Here is a 21,234-nt window from a genome sequence, read left to right as displayed (position 1 = left end):
ATTTTTTTTCAAGGTTTAACAGAAGATCAAACTTGAGCATCATACAGACATATTCAAAGGAAAATATCTGTATGATTTTTTATCATTGTGCTGACTTAAAAACGATGATTTAACTGTAAACCAACGGTATGAGCCGTATTTTTATATTCAGCAGAATAGTTTGCGTTACTTTTTTCTTGATGAACACGTGCTGTATTTTCGAAAATATACATATAACCTGCATCAATTGAAGTATTTTCTGTTGCTTGATAGTTTGCGCCTAAGCTGACAATATTACGATTGCCTAAAGGAAGACGTACTGTACGATGCTCAGTATCTACAGGGCTTTGGTCGTAGGCATAACCTGCACGAACTTTCCAATGCGGATTAACACGATATTCAGCCCCCACATTGAACATCCAATTATCTTTAAACTTTAACACTTCATCATGGTTGCCTGCCAGTTGAGCATCGACCATTTTTTTGATTTGATTGATTTCTTCAGGACTCAGTTTGCCAGAAGCAAGCATTTGCCCCAATAATCCAGCCAATTGTGCATTTTGTGCTAATAATAAATCGGCACTAAAACCTGTTTCTGGGCTGAGTGTACCTAAGCGACTCCAACGTGTCCAAGTCGCGCTACCTAGTAGGTTTAAGTTTGGTGTAACTTGATAAGAAACTGATAACTCAGCACTTTCAGGTGTTGTTACTTTTAAAGATGCATCTTGTGATGTCATATTTAAAGCATTTAATGGCGGTAATGCAGCAAGGTCAATCCCTTTTTGTGCCAACAACGCTGCTGCTTGTGGATTTGCCAACAAAGCCATTGGGTTTAGCCCTTTAAGATAAGCTGTATCTTTTAATTTATATTCAACTTTTGAATGATATGTTAAACCAACATGCGTTTTTTCAGTGGGATGTAATAATAGTCCGAGATTATAACCTCCTGCAAAATCCTCACCTTTTAAACCTGTACGGTCTGTTTGACCTGTTAAGCTTTGGTTAATTTCACCGTCCATACGGTTGATGGTCGCACCAAGACCTACAGAAATTTTAGGGTTAATTTCATAAGCAATAGTAGGTTGAATAGTCACCACTTTAACTTTGGTTTTATCGCCAAAAACAGAACCTTGGAAGTTGGTTTCATAATTACTCGAAATCCCAAAAGGAACGTAAATACCGAGACCTGCCGATAAACCATCAATTAAATGATTGAGTGGAACAGAGGCATAGCTTGAACCTAAAATCACTTCAGGTACAAAGTCGCCATCATTGCTTCCTTGACTGGCTAAGCCTGAACCTTGTGTATTTTTAAGATCAGAATAGGCTTTTACAAAAGTAAGATTTTGGCTGATTTCAGCATGTTCTAATTGTGTAATCCCAGCAGGGTTGCCATAAAGAATAGAGGCATCTTGGACATTTGCCCCACGTCCTGCATAAGCTGAGCCCATTGCAGAAATACTTTGTTCATTTACAGCATAACCTTGCGCAAATGTTTGTGTTATAGAACCTACACTGATGAGCGAGATTGCAATAGTGATCAACTTAGGTTGCATACGCATGTATTTTTCATCCAAGACATTATCATTACAGAGGAGTAAAATCTAAAAAACAGATTAATTACTCTAAAATCAGCAGGCGTTGTAACATAATGAAATATATTGAACAATTCTCATAAAATAAGAAAATGTTGTTTTATTCTTCGATTTTTAGATAAATGAATACTGAATCAATAAGTTGTATTCCTTGAATAAAATCACATAAAAATAACCAAATGTTCGAAAAATAGTAGAGTAATTATTCTATTTTTATTGAAAGTGATATGTTTTAAAAAAACAAAGTCTGGAATTAATATCAATCTGTTAAATTAAATTTATATAACTTAGTCGCTTTTGCTTTTCTGCATAAATTGATTTAAACGTGGTGATGTTATCGTGAGGCGACATGGATGTCGCCGTTGAGCACAGGTACAGGGACTTACCTTGTGCTCAACAAAGGATTTTTGTCACTTTTCATCCTTGAAAAGTGAGGTATTGACTACACAAAGCAATTTAAATTTTTCAAAGTATGTTGTGTCTGTGCAAACCCATAATTTATATTATCTAACTTTAATTAAATGGTATAAATTTTAAATTTAGTCAAAGTTATAAAAAGAAAGTAGATAAAATATTCAAAAATAAGGATTTCAATAAGATCAGGTGTATATTTGATAAACTGATTTTGACCAACCACATTTACATGTCTTCAATTTGGATTTTTTTTACTTTAATGGCTGCATTTATGCAGGCATGGCGTAATGCATTTCAAAAACAACTCAGCTTAACTGTTGATGTTTATGGCGTAACTTTAGCGCGATTTATTTTTGGTTTTCCATTTGCAATTTTATATGTATCTCTATTATCTCGGTATCAAATTGAATCAACACATGTTGTATTTACCCCAAGATATTGGCTATATATTGTGATCGCAGGAACGAGCCAGATTGCAGCAACAGCTTTAATGGTACAAGCTTTTTAAACAAAAAAATTATGCAATTGGCGTGGGATTAGCCAAAAGCGAAGCCATTTTAGCTGCCATGATTGCGGTGATGTTTTTAAGTGAACGGTTAACATTTTTGGGCTGGATTGGAGTCGCTTTAGGCGGTGTCGCTGTTTTTTTATTGAGTCAGGGCAGTCAAAAACAACCACTTTCTTTACAAACTTTGTTGATTGGAATAGGAAGTGGATTATGTTTCGCCATTACTTCATTGTTGGTACGTGAGGCGAGTTTAGAGCTGACAAATTTATCTTATATGTATCGTGCTGCATGGGTTTTGTTGAGTATTATTACTTTTCAATGTTTAACAATGCTGTTTGTTTTAGCAGTTTTTCGCCCTAAAACTTTATTGGCAATGTGGCAGCAAAAAGGGCTGACTTTTAAAGTGAGTGTATGCAGCTTTTTGGCTTCTTTGGGTTGGTTTACGGCAATGAGTATGCAATCTGTTGCAATTGTAAAAACGCTAGGTCAAATTGAAATTTTATTTAGTTTATTGATTTCATTATTTTTCTTTAAAGAAAAATTAGCAAGAACAGAGCATTTAGGGTTGGTTTTAGTGGTGATTGCAGCAATTTTAGTTATCTGGGCTTGATTTTATGAATGGTAAATAGCCTAAGTATTATATGTAATGGTAATTTAAAATTTATTTCTTAAATCACCATTGAACATAAATTTTTTAAATCTTGGAAATGACCACTTTCAAACCTGTGGGAATATTATGCATAAATTCAATCTGATAAGCATGTTTATTTAACAGCACACTGACTAAAGAAAGACCTAAACCATGCCCAGTATTTTGTGCCGATTTTCGCCAAAAACGTTTGGTTAATAAGTTTAGTTCTACATCATTTAAACCTACACCTTGATCTTGAATAATCAAAGTTTCGTGTTGCATAAAAATCTGAATGACTGTGTTTGAATGTGCATGTAAATAAGCATTTTCAATTAAATTTTTCAATACCATATAAATAGTTGAAGCGGGAAGTTGTAGAGATGTCAAACTTTCCCAGTCAATTTGAAGAAGTTGCGTTTGTGCAGCAGGGTGATGTGCTAACTCTGTGATCACCTGTTGTAAAATACGACCAATAGCACTATGTTCTAAATGTTGTTGTGTGTGTAATTCTGTTTTGCTCAATAATAATAATTGCTCTAACAATTGTTGATAACGCTGAATACTAGACTCTGCTTGCTCAAGGTTTTGAGTCAGTTTATCTGCTTTGAGATGAGGCTGTTTGAGCATGAGCAAACTTAGTTGTACATTGGTTTTAATGGCAGTGAGCGGACTGCGCAACTCATGTGCAGCAAAGGCACTAAAACTTTTTTCATTTTCTAAACTGTGATGTAAGTTTTGAATTAATGCAATTAAGCTTTCAACAAAAGGTTGAATTTCATGAGGAATATTTTGTGTTTCTAAACTACGTAAATAAGTCGTTGCATCTGATAAATGTTGTTTTTTTTCAGTAATATGTTGAGCAATCTGATCAAGCGGTTCAAATTCAATTTTGATGATCCACAAAATCAAAAACACGCATAAAATAAGTGTAAAAATCAATGGTATGAGCACTGATTTTAAAATTTGTGTGAGTAATGAAGCACGTAATTCTAGTTTTTCAGCAGAAACAACCTGTATTTGCCCCTTTTTTAAGGTATAGCTGCGCCATTCAATGCCGTGATATTGCCATGTGCTAAAGCCTGTATTTTGTGTACTCAGATTTTCAGGAGCATCTTGTGTTCGAGCAATCACTTTTTGATGGCTTGAAATTTGCGAACTAAAAAATGAGACTTCACAGGCAATTAGATTTTGTGCTGCTGTTTCAGCATTGACCGATTCCAACATATTCGGTAAATCTTCAACAGGTAAATGTTGGATTAAGCGCGCGACCATATGTGCTGATGCTGAAAGACGTTCATCAAGTGTGTGTTGTAAACGTTTTTGTAGATCATAATACAACCAAAAAAACACCATTGACCAAAGTAAAATAAAAACGATCAATAATGTTGAGACTAAACGCCATTTCAGACTATAACTTTTCATAGGTGATGAGCAGCAATTTTTAAAATATAGCCCACACCACGAACCGTTTGAATCAAGTCAGGGTGTGTTTTATGGCGTAAATGATGAATATGGACATTGATGGCATTACTTTCGATACTATCTTGAAAACCATAAGTTTTATCAATTAATTGGTCGGTTTTTAAGACCTGATTCGGATATAACATAAATGTTTCGAGTAGGCTGTATTCTCGACGTGACAGACTCAGTGCTTGCTGTTGATAATAAGCTTGTTGTGTTTCCTGATGAATTTCTAAATCACCTATAGATAAAATATTAGAAGAATAACCACGATGACGACGTGAAAGTGAGTGTATTCTTGCAATTAATTCTTCTAAATCAAAAGGTTTAGTCAGATAGTCATCTGCACCTGCATTTAACGCTTCTACACATTGTTGTGTTTGATTACGTGCAGTCAGTACTAAGACAGGAACATGAAGTTGATCTTTACGCCAACTTGATAATAACTCCAGACCATCTTGATCAGGTAAGCCTAAATCTAATAAACATAAATCTACGGCACTTTGGCGAATAAAATAATCCGCAGCTTGGGCAGTACTCACATGTTCAATTGAAATATTTAAATAATCCAAGGCGGCAACGATACTTTGTGCAATATAGGGATCATCTTCAACCAAGACTACAAACATGAATATTCCTCTCATAAAGTATATATTTTACAAAGAAAAACAAGTCTTAATGTTCTCTTAACTTTATTTCTACGATAATGCCATACATCAGATTATTTAGATGAGTTGATATGTTCATCAAAACCTTGACAGGTATGGTACTGAGCTTAGCCTCAGTTTCATTATTTGCAAATGAAGATTTTTTAGCGCCTGATCAAGCTTTCAAATTTCAGGCAAGTTCTATTTCTACACAAAAAGCTGAACTGAACTGGCAAATTGCTCCACATTATTATTTATATCATGAGCAATTTAAAGTCAGTGTGGGGCAAAAACCCGTCGCTTTAAAACTGCCCAAAGGTGAAGAAAAAGATGATCCAACCTTTGGTAAAACCAATGTGCATTATCACCAAGTCACAGCACAGATTGCTGTACAACCCAACAGCAAGTATCAGGTGGAGTGGCAAGGTTGCTCAGCAGATGGTTTATGCTATCCATTACAAAGTACAACGATTGAAACGGATGCTACAGGTTTATTGCCTCAGCAAAATTTTGCAAAAAAATTAGTAACAGCGGCTGAACCAACACTGACCGAAGAAAAAAATCAACTTACACAAAATAAAGACGTTGAAAATAGCCTAAATACAGAAAAGCAGATAAAAACCATACCAGAGGTTGACAATAAAGCGACTGAAAAGCCAATAGATTCAACACATGAGTTGGGTAATGCAAGCACAGCACAAGCTTTAGAGCTTATACCTGAAGAGCAGCCCAAAACCACATCTGCACAAACTGCAACCGCAACACAGCTCCAACCTGAATGGAACAATGACCAATTTTTCTTAGCTTTACTTTCGCAACAAAATATTTTTTTTAATATTCTAGTTTTTATTGGTTTGGGTATTTTATTGGCATTTTTGCCTTGCTCTTTACCACTCATTCCAATTTTATCTGGCATTTTAATTCAGCATAGTAAAGGTTATCGAGCTGCAGCAATCGCTACGACGTTTGTGCTTTGTATGGCATTGGTCTATGGCTTGATGGGCGTTGTTGTTTCACAGCTTGGTTTTGGTTTACAACGTTGGTTCCAAAACCCAATTTTTATTGGCGTTTTTGCCTTATTGTTTGTGGTTTTTGCACTCAATTTATTTGGTTTATATCAATTGTCATTACCACAAGGCTTGATGCAGCGTTTAGACCGCCTTCAGCAACGTCAAAAAGGTGGAACTTTAGTGGGTGCAGGTATGATGGGTGCGATTTCAGCACTCATTGTTGGACCATGTATGAGTGCACCATTGGCAGGAGCATTGTTATATGTTTCTCACCTTGATCAGCCTTTGCTTAGTGGGTTTTATCTATTTTTATTGGGTATCGGCATCGGTTTACCTTTATTTATCGCCAGTGTTTTTGGTGCAAAATATCTACCTAAACCCGGTTTATGGATGGACAGACTGAAGTTTGGCTTTGGCTTTGTGATGTTGGCAATGGCGATTTATTTTGCACGCCCATTATTGCCATTAACTGCTTATTCAGTAGCATTTGTGATTTTATTTTTAGCAGCGCTTATTTATTTATTGAATATTTTACGCCATATCACAAAATTTTCTTATAAAATCATTGTGTTAATATTGGTTGCTGTCATGGCTGTAGCAACAATTTGGCAAATGAATCAAGTTTATCAAAATATCAATGCAACAGAAAATACAACTTTACATTCATGGATTAAAGTCACCACCAAACAAGAGCTGACTCAGGCTTTGGCGCAAAATAGTCAGAAAAATGTAGTCATTGATGTTTATGCAGACTGGTGTGTCGCATGTCAACCCATTGAGCGTGAAGTTCTTCCTCGTGCTGATGTACAAGATGCGTTAACTGATGTTGTAAGGATTAAATTAGATTTAACTCAATCAAATGCATCACAAAGTGAGTTGTTAAAAGAGTGGCAAATATTGGGTCCACCTACCATGATTTTCCTCAATGCACAGCAACAAGAAGTGCGTGATTTGCGTTTGACAGGAACATTTAAAGCCGCAGAATTACAACAACAACTTAAAACTTTGACTGAGGGCACAAAATGATGCTCTCCGCTGAAGCCATACATGTGGGACCATTTATGCTTCCTTTTGCTTTGGCTCTGGTCATTTTGAGTTTGATGATTGTTTATGGTACGGGAAAAGTGTTGCAAAAAAAGCAGCAATGGTCGGCTGAAACTTGGCAAATTTTTTCTGATTCTTTATGGACGACATTGTGGGTGGGTTTGATCGCAGCACGATTGGTTTTTGTGCTGTTAAATCTAGATGTGTATTTAGCATCTCCCATCGACATGCTTAAGGTTCAAGACAAAGGCTTCCATTTATATGGTGGTGTATGTGCAGGTGTGGCGTGGTTTTTATGGAAAAATCGTGCATTTAAACTTGAAAATAAAATTATTTTCGTCACCATTTTTAGCTTACTCTGCGCTGTAAGTTTGGGCTTAAAACAGTGGCAAAAGCCACACAGTTTTTATCCTGAAATGCAATTTTCTAGCCTTGAACAAACAGAAATTCCATTACAGCAGTTTATGGGTAAGCCGACCGTTGTGAATCTTTGGGCGAGTTGGTGCCCACCATGTCATCGTGAGATGCCTGTTTTGGCACAAGCACAAACTCAATTTAAAAATGTCAATTTTGTCATGCTGAATCAAGGTGAAAATGTGGTGACAATTCAGCAATATTTAAATAAACATCATTTTTCTTTTCAATATGTTTTGATGGATTCAAAAGGTCAACTTGCCAAAGAAATGAAGATGTTTGGTTTGCCAAGTACACTATTTTTTAACTCACAAGGACAATTGATGGATCGTCATATGGGCGAACTGAGTCCTGCCATGCTGCAACAGTATTTAAAGAAAATTTCGAATTCTGATCATTTAAAATAGGTAGAAATTATGCAAAATATTCGTTATTTATCACAAAAAATTGCTTTAACTTTATATGTATTTGGTAGTGCAAGTACAAGTTTTGCACTCACGCCATTGCAACAACAAATTGCAAATGAAGGCTTTGAATTTGTGAAGGAAATTCCTGCACCTACAAATATGACAGGTTGGGCAGGGCATAGAGACCAATATCCTGCGACAGTGTTCATTTCAAATGATCAAAAATATTATATCGTGGGAGATTTATATAATGCCAAAGGGGAAAATCTATCCGTTGAAGCATTAGAAAAGCATGTCAAAGGCGCTGTTTTAGATGATGTATGGCAATCATTGGAAAAATCAACGTATATTCAAGATGGTAAAAAAGATGTGCCACGTATTGTTTATGTTTTTTCTGACCCGAATTGCCCTTATTGCCATCAGTTTTGGCAAAAGGCACGTCCTTGGGTAAATTCAGGAAAAGTTCAATTACGTCACATTCAAGTGGCTGTGATCCGCAAAGAAAGTCGTGGGCAAGTGGCAACTTTATTAACATCGAAAAATCCTGAGCAAGTTTTTAGCCAACTTAATTTAAAATCAGGTGATCAATCCTTAAAACCAATGCAAAATATTCCTGCTGAAATTGCCAAAAAAATTGATGCTAATCAGGAACTCATGGATAAATATGGTTTCTTTGCAACGCCTGCGGTGATTTGGAAAGATAGTAAAGGTGAATTTAAGTCTGCTCAAGGGATGCCGAAAGATTTAAAAGAAGTTTTTGAACAATGATTTTGATTTTAAAATCATCACTTTTTGCAAGTATTTGAAATATAAGACCCTGAATTTAGGGTCTTATGCGAGTTGTTTAAAAATAAAAAATTAGTCCATCAATAAATGTTGATATTCATCCGCTTGCGCTCTTAGAAAATCCCAGACCAATTTAATGCGTGGTTCATGTTGTAAATCGACTAAAGTCAACATCCAAAAAGTATGTACAAAGCGCACTTCGTCATGCAAAACTTGTTCAAGTTCAGGCTGATCATTGGCTAAAAATTTGGGCAATATTGCCAATCCTGCGCCTGCATTGACAGCAATTTGCTGTGCCAAAATGCTACTGCTTCGAAAATTTGCAGTGAGTTGTAAAGGTAGCCGCTCTAAACAATACAATTCAGGGCTATAGACCAAATCATCAATATAATTAACAAAGCGATGCTGCTTTAAATCTTCAAGTTTATGAATGGGTTGGCTTTGTGAGAGATAGTCTTTACTGCCATAAATTTTTAAACAATAGTCGGTCAAACGGGTGATGATATAAGGTCCAGATTTAGGGCGATCAATTGAAATAACAATGTCAGCTTCACGATGTGAGAGCTTAATCATTTTTGGTACAGGGATTAGATCAATGGTGAGTAAGGGATATTTTTTGGACAATTCTGCCAATAATTTTGCTAAAAATGCAGTGCCAAAACCTTCTGGTGTGCCAATACGCACACGACCTTGTAAAGGTTGATGTGGTTTTTCGATTTGTAAAAAAGCGTGTTCCATTTGCTCTACACGTGGAACAAGTGCTAAACCCTCTATAGTCAGTTCATAACCTGTTGCTTCACGTTTAAATAATGGCGTTCCTAAAGCCAGCTCCAAAGCCTGTATTCTTCGAGAAACAGTACTATGTTCAACACCAATCATGCGTGCTGCATTGGTCAGTGTTTTTGCACGTGCCAAGACTAAAAAATATTGTAAATGATCCCAATCCACTTTCATTGTTGCTGTTCTTCCGTGTGCATTTTTGCACAGCAATCGTGCGTGAATTTCTATTGGTCGTCAAATTTTTCTTTGTTAGTCTCAAATGAAACAGCAATACAGAAAATAGACTGAATTGAGTTTCAAGTTATTTTCAAACAATGAAACAACTTTCAAAAGACGAAACAACAAAAAATAGTACCTATGGAGAGGTTATGAACAGCATCACAAATATTCAGTCAACGACGGCTAAATTATTAATTAACGGACAGTTTGTAGAATCACAAACTTCGGATTGGCAAGATATTGTCAACCCTGCAACACAGGACGTGTTAGGTCGTGTGCCAATGGCAACACTGGATGAAGTTGATGCTGCCATTGCTGCTGCTCAAGATGCTTTTAAAACGTGGCGTTTAACACCAATCCAAGCACGTATGCGTATCATGTTGAAGTTACAGGACTTGATCCGTGACAACATGAAAGACATTGCAAAAGTATTAACGGCTGAACAAGGCAAAACTTTGGCAGATGCTGAAGGCGATATCCAACGTGGTTTAGAAGTCGTTGAGCATGCGTGTTCAATTGGTACGTTGCAAATGGGTGAATATGTCGAAGGTGTCGCACGTGGTGTAGATACGTATACGTTGCAGCAACCGCTTGGCGTGTGTGCAGGTATTACACCATTTAATTTCCCTGCGATGATTCCTTTGTGGATGTTCCCAATGGCGATTGTCTGCGGAAATACTTTTGTATTGAAACCCTCTGAACAAGATCCATTATCGACCATGATGTTGGTTGAACTTGCCGTACAAGCGGGTGTACCTGCAGGCGTATTAAACGTTGTACATGGCGGTAAAGAAGTGGTTGATCGTTTATGTACCCATCAAGATATTAAAGCGATTTCTTTTGTCGGTTCAACGGCTGTCGGAACGCATGTATATAACCTTGCAGGACAGCATGGTAAACGTGTTCAGTCGATGATGGGCGCAAAAAACCATGTCGTGGTCATGCCTGATGCCAATAAAGAACAAACTTTAAATGCGCTTGTCGGTGCGGCATTTGGTGCGGCAGGTCAACGTTGTATGGCGCTTTCTGTTGCAGTGATGGTCGGTGAAAGTAAAAACTGGGTAGATGAACTGGTCGAAAAAGCCAAAACTTTAAAAGTTAATGCGGGACATGAGCCAAATACTGACATTGGTCCAGTGATTTCTCCTCGTGCCAAAGCTCGTGTGATGGACTTGATCAACAGCGGTGTAGAGCAAGGCGCAGAGTTGTTACTCGATGGTCGTGATGTGCAAGTTGTGGGCTATGAAAATGGCAATTTTGTTGGTGCGACCATTTTCAATCAAGTCAAAACAGATATGCGTATTTATAAAGAAGAAATCTTTGGTCCTGTGCTTGCCATTATCAATGTAGACACTTTAGATGAAGCGATTGAACTGATTAATGCCAATCCATTTGGTAATGGTGTGGGCTTATTTACCCAAAGTGGTGCAATTGCACGTACATTCCAAAATACCATTGATATCGGTCAAGTCGGTATTAACATTCCAATTCCTGTACCTGTACCATTTTTTAGCTTCACAGGTTCGCGTGGTTCAAAACTTGGCGACTTAGGTCCTTATGGTAAGCAAGCAGTACAGTTCTATACCCAAACTAAAACCATTACTAGCCGTTGGTTTGAAGACACTCAAGAAAAAGGTGAAGTTAACACCACCATTAGCCTACGTTAAAACCTGCGTGTAAATACACAAAATTTAGGAGTTCAAGGATGAATATTGCTTTTATTGGTTTAGGGAATATGGGCGGTAAAATGGCTCAAAACCTCCTCAAAGCAGGTTTAACGGTATACGGTTTTGACCTCAGTGAAGTGACAATTCAGCACTTCACCGAAGCAGGTGGGATTGTGTGTGACAGTCCTCAGGCTGCGGCACAACATGCTGATGTGGTGATCAGTATGTTACCTGCGGCAAAACATGTAAAAGAGGTGTATCTGGGTGAAAATGGTGTGTTGTCAGTACTTAAAGCAGGTAGCTTATGTATTGATAGCAGTACTATTGACCCGCAAACGATTAAAGATATCGCAGCGGTTGGTGCTGAAAAAGGTATCAAAATCTGTGATGCACCTGTGTCAGGCGGTACGATTGGTGCACAAGCAGGTACATTGACCTTTATGGTCGGTAGCGATGATGCGGTATTTGAACAAGCGAAGACTGTCTTGCAACACATGGGTAAAAACATTGTGCATTGTGGTGATGTTGGCGCAGGGCAAATTGCTAAAATTTGTAATAACTTGATTTTAGGCATTTCAATGGCTGCGGTTGCTGAAGGCATGGCACTGGGTGCAAAACTCGGTATTGACCCACAAGCACTTGCAGGCGTAGTGAACAGTTCAAGTGGTCGCTGTTGGAGTTCAGAAGTATGTAACCCTTGGCCTGATATTTCAGCCAATGCACCTGCGGGTCGTGGTTATACGGATGGTTTTGCTACGCAACTCATGCTGAAAGATTTAGGTTTAGCCATTGAAGCCGCAGGACAAGTCAAACAACCGATTTTATTAGGTGGTTTGGTGCAACAAATGTATCAACAGTTGTGTTTGCAAGGTAATGCGCACTTAGATTTTTCAAGCATTATTCAGCAATATTTACCACCACAAGCTGAATAGTTGCATGCCAAAGGATGGCATAACGATAAATATTCACTCATGTCATGAATAAGAACAAATCTAGACGGAGCTTAAACGATGTTGAATTATCAAGATGTAGCGGCAGCATTTGATTTAAATCAAGCTGCTAAAGAAATGCTTTCGGGTTCATTAGATCAAGTTAATGCTTGCTATGAATGCTGTGACCGTCATGCAGAAGCCGATGCTAATAAAGTTGCATTATATTGGCAAGGAAAAGATGGGCGCAAAGAACAATATACCTTTAGCCAACTAAAAACATGGTCAAGCCAATTTGCAAATTTTTTAAAATCGCAAGGTGTGCAAAAAGGTGATCGAGTTTCGGGCTTATTACCCCGAACGCCTGAACTTTTAGTGGTGATTTTAGGTGCTTGGCGCATTGGTGCTGTGTATCAACCATTATTCACCGCTTTTGGACCGAAGGCGATTGAGCATCGTGTTCAGTTAGCACAAAGTAAATTGGTGATTTCTGATGTAGGCAACCGTAGCAAACTGGATGAAATCGCCCATTGCCCACAAATCGTGACGGTTGCAGATCGAGATGGCAATGGTGTTCAGCAAGGTGATTTAAACTTTTGGGATATGGTCAATGCGCAGTCTGATCAATGTGAATTGGTCATGCAAACGATCCAAGACCCATTTTTACTGATGTTTACCTCAGGTACAACAGGTCCTGCAAAACCGCTTGAAGTACCATTAAAAGCTTTAATTGCTTTTGGCAACTACATGAAAGATGCCATTGGTTTAAAAGCAGATGATTCATTTTGGAATATTGCTGACCCTGGTTGGGCGTATGGTTTGTACTATGGCATCACAGGACCATTACTGTTAGGTCATGCGACTTTATTCTACGAAGGTGGTTTTAGCATCGACAGCTTGTGTCAGATTGTTGATGATTATCAAGTGACCAATTTGGCAGGTGCGCCAACAGCCTACCGTATGATGATGGCGGCTGATCCTCAGCAAATGGTAAAACTCAAAGGTAAATTCCGCGTGGTGAGTAGCGCAGGTGAGCCATTAAATCCAGAAGTATTTAGATGGTTTAAGCAAGTTCTAGATGCTCCAATTTTTGACCATTATGGGCAAACTGAAACAGGTATGGTGGTCTGTAATCATCATGCACTTAGTCATGATGTTCGAGCAGGTGTCGCAGGCTATGCAAGCCCAGGGTATCGTGTGGCTGTTGTGGATGAGCAAGGCAATGAACTACCGACAGATACGGCGGGAATCCTTGCAGTTGATATTGAACAATCACCGATGATGTGGTTTGGTGGCTATAAAGAAAGCCGTAAATCACCATTTTTAAAACAGTATTATTTAACTGGGGATACCGCAGAATTACATGCAGATGGCAGTATGAGTTTTGTTGGACGTAGTGATGATGTCATTACAACGTCAGGCTATCGTATCGGTCCTTTTGATGTAGAAAGTGCTTTGCTTGAGCATGATGCGGTGATTGAAGCTGCTGTTGTAGGTGTGCCTGATCCTGAGCGGACTGAAATTGTGAAAGCTTTCGTGATTTTGGCGGAAGGCAAAACTGCATGTGATGAACTCGCGGAGCAACTTGGACAATTTGTCAAAAAACGTTTATCTGCACATGCTTATCCACGCCAAGTTGAGTTCGTTTTGGAGCTACCTAAAACCCCAAGCGGTAAAATTCAGCGCTTTTTATTACGCAATCAAGAGATTGCCAAACAAGCCGCAAAGCAAGCAGGTTAATGAATATAAGACTTTCATCGAGTATTCAGCGTAAAAAATAATGTGTTAAAACTTGATGAAAGTTAAGGAATTTTTGTAAAGGAAAACAAGATGCAATTTACCGAAGAACAATTGTTAATTCAGGATATGGCGAGAAATTTCGCACAAGAGCAAATTAAGCCAAATGCAGCAGATTGGGATCGTCATGGCACATTCCCGAAAGATGCATTGTCACAAATGGGACAGTTGGGCTTTTTAGGTATGTTGATTTCTGATGAATGGGGTGGCTCAGCAACTGGAAATTTAGCCTATGTTTTAGCGTTAGAAGAAATTGCAGCAGCAGACGGCGCAACCTCGACCATTATGAGCGTACACAATTCAGTTGGTTGTGTGCCCATTGCCAAATTTGGCACAGATGAGCAAAAAGAAAAATACTTAAAACCTTTAGCACAAGGTGAAATGATCGGTGCTTTTGCTTTGACCGAACCACATACAGGTTCAGATGCGGCAGCCATTAAAACCCGTGCAGTTAAAGATGGTGATCACTGGGTGATTAATGGCGCAAAACAATTTATTACCTCAGGTCATAACGCAGGCGTGATTATTGTTTTTGCTGTGACAGATCCAAGTGCAGGAAAAAAAGGCATTAGTGCTTTTATCGTTCCGCGTGAAACAGCAGGTTATGAAGTCATTCGTACTGAAGAAAAATTGGGCTTACATGCATCTGATACTTGTCAAATTGCGCTAACCGATGTACGCATTCATGAAAGTTTGATGTTAGGCAAAGAAGGTGAAGGTTTAAAAATCGCCTTGTCAAATCTTGAAGGTGGGCGCATTGGGATTGCAGCGCAAGCGGTAGGTTTGGCACGTGCCGCACTTGAAGAAGCAACGCAATATGCCAAAGACCGTATTACTTTTGGCAAACCTATTTTTGAGCATCAAGCGGTTGCATTTCGCTTAGCCAGTATGGCAACGGAAATTGAAGCAGCACGTCAGTTGGTACATCATGCAGCACGCTTAAAAGAAGCAGGGCAACCGTGTTTAAATGAAGCTTCGATGGCAAAGTTGTTTTCTTCGGAAATGGTCGAACGTGTTTGCTCCGCAGCGTTGCAAATTCATGGTGGATATGGCTATCTCAAAGATTTTCCAATCGAGCGAATTTACCGTGATGCGCGGATTTGTCAGATTTATGAAGGTACAAGCGACATTCAACGTTTAGTGATTGCACGTAGTTTATGATTTTAATCTGTTTAACGGTGTCTTATGTCAAAGGTTATAATTGAGTAATTAGCCTTCGGCTCGACCTACCTTACGAAACGGTGTTTCTCATTTCGGGAAAAGTAGGCAAAACCATTGTCATTCGCAAAACTCGGCATAAATTAGCAAATAGTATATTTATCGCAGAAACATTAATTTTTTAATGAAGTCTTGCCTCAAACAATTGCGAATGACCTAGTCGCGTATCAAAATATTTGAATATTCTAAAGTTTAGTCTTAAAAAATCAAGGAATGAAAAAATGCAGTTTGAAACGATTTTATTAGAAAAGAAAAATGGTGTAGGTTTAATCACCTTAAACCGTCCAAAGGCACTCAATGCGTTAAATACTGAACTCATTCGTGAAGTTAATTTAGCATTGGATGATTTAGAACAAGATCGTGAAATTGGATGTATCGTACTTGCAGGTTCAGAAAAAGCTTTTGCTGCGGGTGCAGATATTAAAGAAATGGCGAATCTCACATTCCCTAATATTTATTTTGATGATTTCTTTAATTTGGCTGATCGCATTGCACAACGTCGTAAGCCATTGATTGCTGCGGTGAGTGGCTATGCCTTAGGTGGTGGTTGTGAATTGGCATTGATGTGTGATTTTATTTACTGCGCAGATAATGCCAAGTTTGCCTTACCTGAAGTAACCTTAGGCGTTATTCCTGGAATCGGGGGGACACAACGTTTGACACTTGCTATTGGCAAAGCGAAAACTATGGAAATGTGCTTAACCGCACGTCAAATGGGCGCAGTAGAAGCAGAGCAAAGTGGTTTAGTGGCGCGTGTTTTTGCGAAAGAAGAATTATTGCAAGAAACTTTGCAAGCGGCTGAAAAAATTGCTGAAAAATCACTTGCAGCCACCATGATGATTAAAGAATCCATTAACCGTGCTTTTGAAGTCAGCTTAGCTGAAGGCTTACGTTTTGAACGTCGTACTTTCCATTCTATTTTTGCCACACTTGACCAAAAAGAAGGTATGCAAGCCTTTGTTGAAAAACGTCAAGCTCAGTTTAAAAATCAATAAGAGTCTGCTGAAATGAATACAGAAAATCATTTAATCATTGAACAGCAAGGTGCATTGGGCATAATCACTTTGGATCGTGTACCGAGTTTAAATGCTTTATCTTTAGAGATGATCAATAGCATCCGCAGCCAAGTCGAAAACTGGCAAAATGAAGACAGTGTACAAGCCATTTTAATTAAGTCGAATAGTCCTAAAGCCTTTTGTGCAGGTGGAGATATTCGCTATCTTTATGATAGTTATAAAAATGGTACTGAAGATCATAAAGGTTATTTTAGTGCCGAATATGACATGCTAAATAGCATTCGAGCATCTAAAAAGCCTGTTGCCGTTTTACTTGATGGCTATGTTTTGGGTGGTGGTTTTGGTTTGGCTCAAGCATGTCATATTATTGTCAGCAGTGAGAAATCACGTTTTGCCATGCCTGAAACAGCGATTGGCTTTTTCCCTGATGTGGCTGCAACACACTTTTTATCTCGTTTAGATGATATAGGTGTTTATTTGGCAACGACGGGTGATCAAATCAGCAGTAGTGACGCTTTATATTTAGATTTGATTGATTATCATGTGCCAAGCGAGCAACTTGCAGCTTTACAACAAGCTTTGGTTCAAGCTGAACATTTGACGAAAGAAAATATTGGTCAAATTATTGCTCAATTTATTACCCATCCAACAGAGAGCGAATTAAGTTTATTGGCTGAAAATATTCGTAAGCACTTTGGTTTTGAAAGTCTAGCAGAAATTGAAAATAGTCTGGAAAATGAAACTGATACAGAATATCAAGCATGGGCGAATAAAGTCCTAAGCACTTTGCAGCAACGTTCCTTAATTGCTAAACAAGCGAGTTTAAAGCTGCAACATCTTGGACGGAGTTTGTCTCTACAGCAGTGTATGCAAATCGAGCGTGATTTACAGGATATTTGGTTCGAACATGGCGACATCGTGGAAGGCGTTCGTGCTTTGATCGTCGATAAAGACAAACAGCCGAAATGGCAACAAAGTAATCCGACACTGGATAAAATTTTAGCTGAGTTGGGTTGAGTCTTTGTTTAAATCTACAAGCGAATTAGCATGTAAATATTAAGATATTTACATGCTTGTTTTTCTAAACTATTTTCGTAATAAATAACACATTTTATCATTAGTCTTTGAAAAACTAATGTTTAGTCAAAAAATTGTTAAAAATCATCTAAGTTTTTGATATTTTAGCATAATTTCATTTTTTTTGTATTTTGGTCAGTACGATATCTGATGAAGGGCTTTTTATGCACAAAATTTAGATGGCAGCTTAAAAATATGAGGAGGAAAAATTAAAAATATATTTAAAAATAGAGAAAATTAAAAATAGGCATATGGAATATGTGCAAATGGATATAAAAGATCAAGAAGGAAACGAACAATGCAGGATATACAAGGAAAAACACCGCAACAAAAAAAGTCATCACATCGTTTAGCTGGCATTTCAAGTATGGTGGGAACAACCATTGAATGGTATGACTTTTTTATCTATGGCGCAGCCGCAGCACTGATTTTTAATAAATTATTTTTCCCCAATTTAGACCCATTAACAGGTGTATTGGCTGCTTTTGCCACTTATGCTGTAGGTTTTATTGGGCGACCATTAGGAGGAATTGTTTTTGGGCATTTTGGTGACAAAGTTGGACGCAAGTCGATGTTATTGTTCACTTTAATGCTAATGGGAATACCCACAGTAATGATAGGTCTTTTACCGACTTTTGAATCTATTGGATATTGGGCGACTGTCTGTTTGATTATTCTACGTTTTGTACAAGGCATGGCAATGGGCGGAGAATGGGGTGGTGCAGTACTTATGGCAGTTGAACATGCCCCAGAAGGTAATAAAGGTTTTTGGGGGAGTTTGCCACAAGCTAGTACTGGTGGCGGTTTAATGTTAGCTTCATTGGCTTTAGGATTAGTTTCTTTATTACCTGAAGAGGCGTTGTTTAGTTGGGGATGGCGCTTACCATTTTTAGCGAGTATTATTTTACTTGCCGTTGGTTGGTATATTCGAGTAAAAGTACCAGAATCTCCAGACTTTGAAAAAGTAAAAGCACAATCTGAAGAAATTAAAGTGCCTGCATTACAGGTGTTTAAAAATCATCCAAAAGCATTAATGACAATTATTGTATCTCGTGCTGCTGAAAATGCTTGGTTTTATTTAGCATCTACTTTTGCTTTGGCATATACCACTACACAATTAGGTTTACCAAGACAAGATATTCTATTTGCAACAATTTGTGGTGCAGGTGTGATTATGGTAATGACACCTTTATGTGGCTATTTGTCAGATAAAGTCGGTCAACGCAATATGTTTAGATTTGGCTTATGTTGTTTGGCATTATATAGCTATCCATTTTTTGCACTTTTAAATACAAAAGATCCTGTTTTGGTATGGACAGCAATTGTGCTCGGTATAGGTGTAATCTTTCCAATTATGTACGCACCTCAAGCACAATTATTTGCGCGACAATTTCCTGCCGAGATTCGCTATAGCGGAATTTCTATTTCAGTACAATTTGCAGGTGTGATTGGTGGTGGTTTAGCTCCTTTAATTGCAACCAAGTTATTGAGTGTAGGCGGTGGTAGTCCACATTTAATTATTACCTATATTGTTAGTTTTGCTGTGATTGCGATCATTGCATCAGCATTTTTAAAACCTGATGACTTAAAAAAATCGCAAAAATTTGTGCAAAAAAGTGTGAAATCTTCATAGAGTTCAGGTCATTAGATAAATTAAACCGAGTTGATCTAACTCGGTTTTTTATTTTAAATGTTATTTAAAATTTTTCTTGAAAGATGGAACAATAATCTGAATCCTGAGGACAAGCAATATGTGCTTTTCCACCTAAAATAAAAGGTTTATTAATTTTCCCATGTCCAAAATAAGGATAATAATACACAGGAATTTGACTTTTTTCGGCAAATTTTCGGATCACTTCTTTGTAAATTAAACGTTCACCATCATTGGTTTTACTAGGATAAAACTGCCCAAACACGATGGCTTTAGGGTGAAAATCTTTCTTAAATAAAATTTGATGTAATAAACGGTCAAGTTGTTTATAGGTGACGCTAATATCTTCAAGTAAAAGAATTTGATCTTGCCAACGACGTTCATATTTGGTTGAAAATAACGTTTGCACGAGCGTTAAATTTCCCCCTGTTAATATGCCCTGATCAAAGTGGTTTTTTGCTGCCTGATTTAACGGTAAGAGTCCTTGATAATGCACACCATTTTGTAAGGTCGAAAAAATTTCATTGACCACATCATTTTGATTTTCATCAGTATCATTTATATTTTTGCTGAATGCTGTCATTTCAGTCGGAGGGACAAGAGGTGCATTGATAATTTTGCCTGTTGCGGCGGTGGTTCCATGAATACTTTTCCAACCCAATTCGTGATTAACAAAATAATGAATGGCTGTTACATCACTAAAGCCAATGAGAACTTTCGGTGTGCTTTTTTTGATCTGGTTAATTTCTGCATGTAATTCAGGTAATAAATTTAAAGCGCCTGAACCACCACGTACAAACCAAAGATATTTCACGTGATCATTTTTTAAAGCAGCAATGAGATTTTTAGCACGTTCATGGTCAGTATTTACATAACCAAAGTCTGAAAGCTGTTGTTTTAAATATTGTGTATTTACACTAAAGCCTTTATTTTCAAAAGCCTGAACAATTTTTGGGATATAATTCTCATCATAAGCAGAGGAGCTTGAAATCAGATAAATAGTTTCTTTAGCAGCATGAGCAAGAGAAAAATAGAATGAAATTGACAATATTAATAATAATTTCAAACTTTTCATCATGACTAAAAAACTCAATTTTTAAAATAAAACGAAGATTGTATGCAAATTATTGACGTCTAAGGTATTAAATTTGCATAAACTAAACAATTTCATTTACTTGAGTATATGTCTTTAAAATTTAAACCACTTTAAAAGTGTTTAATTGACACGTAACCATGTTTGCGAACGTCCTAATGCTGAAACCCCAATAAAACCACGACCTTTGAGAATTTGACCATTTTCTGAAAGATGTGCATTAAATTTATAGGTTTTTCCTGTTTGTGGGTCGGTAATACTTCCTCCTGTATATTTATGATGACTTGTACTTTTTAAATTTGAGATAATATTTACACCAATAAGCGGTTGATTTTGATATTTTCCAAGACATTTTGTACAGCTTTGGGCTTGTGTTGGATCAAAAACTTTTTGGATTGAAGCCGATAAAGTACCATTATTATTTTCTTTAAACTTGACAATGGACATGGTTTTTTGGGTTTTATCATCAATCGTTTTCCATGATGTATCAGCCAATGGATCACGGGCGTAGCTCTACATACACAGCATAAAAAGAGCAATAGAGCCTAAAATTTTCTGCATATTTACCTCTAAAATGTTCGAATAAGACTAAAGTACAATATTTTAATGAGTGAATATCAATATTTCATATTTTTATGAAAGTTTTGTATGGATCAATGATGTGCTGTGTTGTTTTTATTGATTTTAAATGTTGATTTTTTTAAATTAGTTTTAATTCATAATGATTTTAAAAGATTTTTTAAGTTGTGTTTTAGATATTTTATATTCAATATTTTTTTGTGTGTAAAATATGCCCATGATTGGTTTTAAAATAGACATTCTATTATTTGGAATTTTATATTGATTAATTTAAATAAATAATTAATAAAATAAAAAATGTATGAATAAAAA

The 21,234-nt window shown here is 37.2% G+C and carries 16 protein-coding genes and 1 pseudogene; 11 read left to right on the top strand and 6 right to left on the bottom strand.

Translation table 11 applies throughout. From position 1 onward, the window contains the following. Positions 1–95 precede the first annotated feature (95 nt). Entirely contained in the window at positions 96–1,541 is a 1,446-nt protein-coding gene (locus tag C9E89_RS13205) for an OmpP1/FadL family transporter (RefSeq protein ID WP_107008807.1), read from the bottom strand. Positions 1,542–2,217: 676 nt separating this feature from the next. Between C9E89_RS13205 and C9E89_RS13200 the strand changes: the two are divergent. Further along, positions 2,218–3,106: pseudogene (locus C9E89_RS13200) on the top strand (DMT family transporter). Positions 3,107–3,190: 84 nt separating this feature from the next. Here the strand turns inward: C9E89_RS13200 and C9E89_RS13195 are convergent. Together C9E89_RS13195 and C9E89_RS13190 are read right to left on the bottom strand one after the other, a co-directional pair. Continuing rightward, complete coding sequence (locus C9E89_RS13195) at positions 3,191–4,549, bottom strand: sensor histidine kinase (RefSeq protein ID WP_107008806.1); 1,359 nt, start codon at positions 4,547–4,549, stop codon at positions 3,191–3,193. Further along, complete coding sequence (locus C9E89_RS13190; RefSeq protein WP_107008805.1) at positions 4,546–5,217, bottom strand: response regulator transcription factor; 672 nt, start codon at positions 5,215–5,217, stop codon at positions 4,546–4,548. Before C9E89_RS13190 ends, C9E89_RS13195 begins: the two co-directional genes overlap by 4 nt. Positions 5,218–5,327: 110 nt before the next feature. Here C9E89_RS13190 and dsbD point away from each other — a divergent pair, with 110 nt between their 5' ends. The 3 genes from dsbD to dsbG are packed head-to-tail and all read left to right on the top strand — an operon-like array spanning position 5,328 to position 8,878. Further along, on the top strand, positions 5,328–7,271 hold the full coding sequence (gene dsbD / locus C9E89_RS13185; RefSeq protein WP_107008804.1) for a protein-disulfide reductase DsbD: 1,944 nt from the start codon (positions 5,328–5,330) through the stop codon (positions 7,269–7,271). Next, positions 7,268–8,110, top strand: a complete 843-nt coding sequence (locus tag C9E89_RS13180) for a TlpA disulfide reductase family protein (protein WP_107008803.1) — start codon at positions 7,268–7,270, stop codon at positions 8,108–8,110. The genes dsbD and C9E89_RS13180 overlap by 4 nt, the downstream gene beginning before the upstream one ends. Positions 8,111–8,119: 9 nt before the next feature. After that, positions 8,120–8,878, top strand: a complete 759-nt coding sequence (gene dsbG / locus C9E89_RS13175) for a thiol:disulfide interchange protein DsbG (protein ID WP_107008802.1) — start codon at positions 8,120–8,122, stop codon at positions 8,876–8,878. A 90-nt stretch (positions 8,879–8,968) separates the two neighbouring features. Here the strand turns inward: dsbG and C9E89_RS13170 are convergent, their stop codons facing one another. Then, a complete protein-coding gene (locus tag C9E89_RS13170) occupies positions 8,969–9,850 on the bottom strand; it encodes a LysR family transcriptional regulator (RefSeq protein WP_107008801.1) in 882 nt (293 codons plus the stop codon). Between the two features lie 194 nt (positions 9,851–10,044). Here C9E89_RS13170 and C9E89_RS13165 point away from each other — a divergent pair, with 194 nt between their 5' ends. The 7 genes from C9E89_RS13165 (at position 10,045) to C9E89_RS13135 (ending at position 19,232) form a co-directional block, all read left to right on the top strand. After that, complete coding sequence (locus C9E89_RS13165; protein ID WP_107008835.1) at positions 10,045–11,562, top strand: CoA-acylating methylmalonate-semialdehyde dehydrogenase; 1,518 nt, start codon at positions 10,045–10,047, stop codon at positions 11,560–11,562. A gap of 38 nt (positions 11,563–11,600) precedes the next feature. Further along, positions 11,601–12,494 (top strand): 3-hydroxyisobutyrate dehydrogenase, encoded by an 894-nt coding sequence (gene mmsB / locus C9E89_RS13160; RefSeq protein WP_107008800.1) that lies wholly within the window; start codon positions 11,601–11,603, stop codon positions 12,492–12,494. A gap of 78 nt (positions 12,495–12,572) precedes the next feature. Beyond that, positions 12,573–14,231 (top strand): AMP-binding protein, encoded by a 1,659-nt coding sequence (locus tag C9E89_RS13155; protein ID WP_107008799.1) that lies wholly within the window; start codon positions 12,573–12,575, stop codon positions 14,229–14,231. Positions 14,232–14,321: 90 nt separating this feature from the next. Next, positions 14,322–15,449 (top strand): acyl-CoA dehydrogenase family protein, encoded by a 1,128-nt coding sequence (locus C9E89_RS13150; RefSeq protein WP_107008798.1) that lies wholly within the window; start codon positions 14,322–14,324, stop codon positions 15,447–15,449. Positions 15,450–15,727: 278 nt separating this feature from the next. Then, positions 15,728–16,501 (top strand): enoyl-CoA hydratase, encoded by a 774-nt coding sequence (locus C9E89_RS13145; protein ID WP_107008797.1) that lies wholly within the window; start codon positions 15,728–15,730, stop codon positions 16,499–16,501. Between the two features lie 12 nt (positions 16,502–16,513). Further along, on the top strand, positions 16,514–17,539 hold the full coding sequence (locus tag C9E89_RS13140; protein WP_107008796.1) for an enoyl-CoA hydratase/isomerase family protein: 1,026 nt from the start codon (positions 16,514–16,516) through the stop codon (positions 17,537–17,539). A gap of 358 nt (positions 17,540–17,897) precedes the next feature. Next, complete coding sequence (locus C9E89_RS13135) at positions 17,898–19,232, top strand: MFS transporter (protein WP_107008795.1); 1,335 nt, start codon at positions 17,898–17,900, stop codon at positions 19,230–19,232. Between the two features lie 64 nt (positions 19,233–19,296). Here C9E89_RS13135 and C9E89_RS13130 read toward each other — a convergent pair whose 3' ends face one another. Both C9E89_RS13130 and C9E89_RS13125 read right to left on the bottom strand, forming a co-directional pair. Beyond that, positions 19,297–20,328 carry an LD-carboxypeptidase gene (locus C9E89_RS13130; RefSeq protein ID WP_107008794.1) on the bottom strand — a complete coding sequence of 344 codons (1,032 nt, stop codon included), beginning with the start codon at positions 20,326–20,328 and terminating at the stop codon, positions 19,297–19,299. Between the two features lie 138 nt (positions 20,329–20,466). Then, positions 20,467–20,838: a DUF2147 domain-containing protein gene (locus C9E89_RS13125; protein ID WP_378228214.1), complete on the bottom strand. Its 372-nt coding sequence runs from the start codon at positions 20,836–20,838 to the stop codon at positions 20,467–20,469. Positions 20,839–21,234 lie beyond the last annotated feature (396 nt).

Source organism: Acinetobacter sichuanensis (assembly GCF_003024515.2).
In the GTDB taxonomy this organism is placed as follows: domain Bacteria; phylum Pseudomonadota; class Gammaproteobacteria; order Pseudomonadales; family Moraxellaceae; genus Acinetobacter; species Acinetobacter sichuanensis.
The sequence above is the reverse complement of the archived record's forward strand: the minus strand, read 5'-3'. Positions and strand labels throughout refer to the sequence as shown.

Excerpts from the sequence above, each read along its gene's own strand:
- C9E89_RS13180 (WP_107008803.1), top strand. The coding sequence starts at position 7,268 with ATGATGCTCTCCGCTGAAGCCATACATGTGGGACCATTTATGCTTCCT.
- mmsB (WP_107008800.1), top strand. The coding sequence starts at position 11,601 with ATGAATATTGCTTTTATTGGTTTAGGGAATATGGGCGGTAAAATGGCT.
- C9E89_RS13130 (WP_107008794.1), bottom strand. The coding sequence starts at position 20,328 with ATGATGAAAAGTTTGAAATTATTATTAATATTGTCAATTTCATTCTAT.
- C9E89_RS13170 (WP_107008801.1), bottom strand. The coding sequence starts at position 9,850 with ATGAAAGTGGATTGGGATCATTTACAATATTTTTTAGTCTTGGCACGT.
- dsbG (WP_107008802.1), top strand. The coding sequence starts at position 8,120 with ATGCAAAATATTCGTTATTTATCACAAAAAATTGCTTTAACTTTATAT.
- C9E89_RS13165 (WP_107008835.1), top strand. The coding sequence starts at position 10,045 with ATGAACAGCATCACAAATATTCAGTCAACGACGGCTAAATTATTAATT.
- C9E89_RS13190 (WP_107008805.1), bottom strand. The coding sequence starts at position 5,217 with ATGTTTGTAGTCTTGGTTGAAGATGATCCCTATATTGCACAAAGTATC.
- C9E89_RS13135 (WP_107008795.1), top strand. The coding sequence starts at position 17,898 with ATGCAGGATATACAAGGAAAAACACCGCAACAAAAAAAGTCATCACAT.
- dsbD (WP_107008804.1), top strand. The coding sequence starts at position 5,328 with ATGTTCATCAAAACCTTGACAGGTATGGTACTGAGCTTAGCCTCAGTT.
- C9E89_RS13145 (WP_107008797.1), top strand. The coding sequence starts at position 15,728 with ATGCAGTTTGAAACGATTTTATTAGAAAAGAAAAATGGTGTAGGTTTA.
- C9E89_RS13155 (WP_107008799.1), top strand. The coding sequence starts at position 12,573 with ATGTTGAATTATCAAGATGTAGCGGCAGCATTTGATTTAAATCAAGCT.
- C9E89_RS13195 (WP_107008806.1), bottom strand. The coding sequence starts at position 4,549 with ATGAAAAGTTATAGTCTGAAATGGCGTTTAGTCTCAACATTATTGATC.
- C9E89_RS13140 (WP_107008796.1), top strand. The coding sequence starts at position 16,514 with ATGAATACAGAAAATCATTTAATCATTGAACAGCAAGGTGCATTGGGC.
- C9E89_RS13205 (WP_107008807.1), bottom strand. The coding sequence starts at position 1,541 with ATGCGTATGCAACCTAAGTTGATCACTATTGCAATCTCGCTCATCAGT.
- C9E89_RS13150 (WP_107008798.1), top strand. The coding sequence starts at position 14,322 with ATGCAATTTACCGAAGAACAATTGTTAATTCAGGATATGGCGAGAAAT.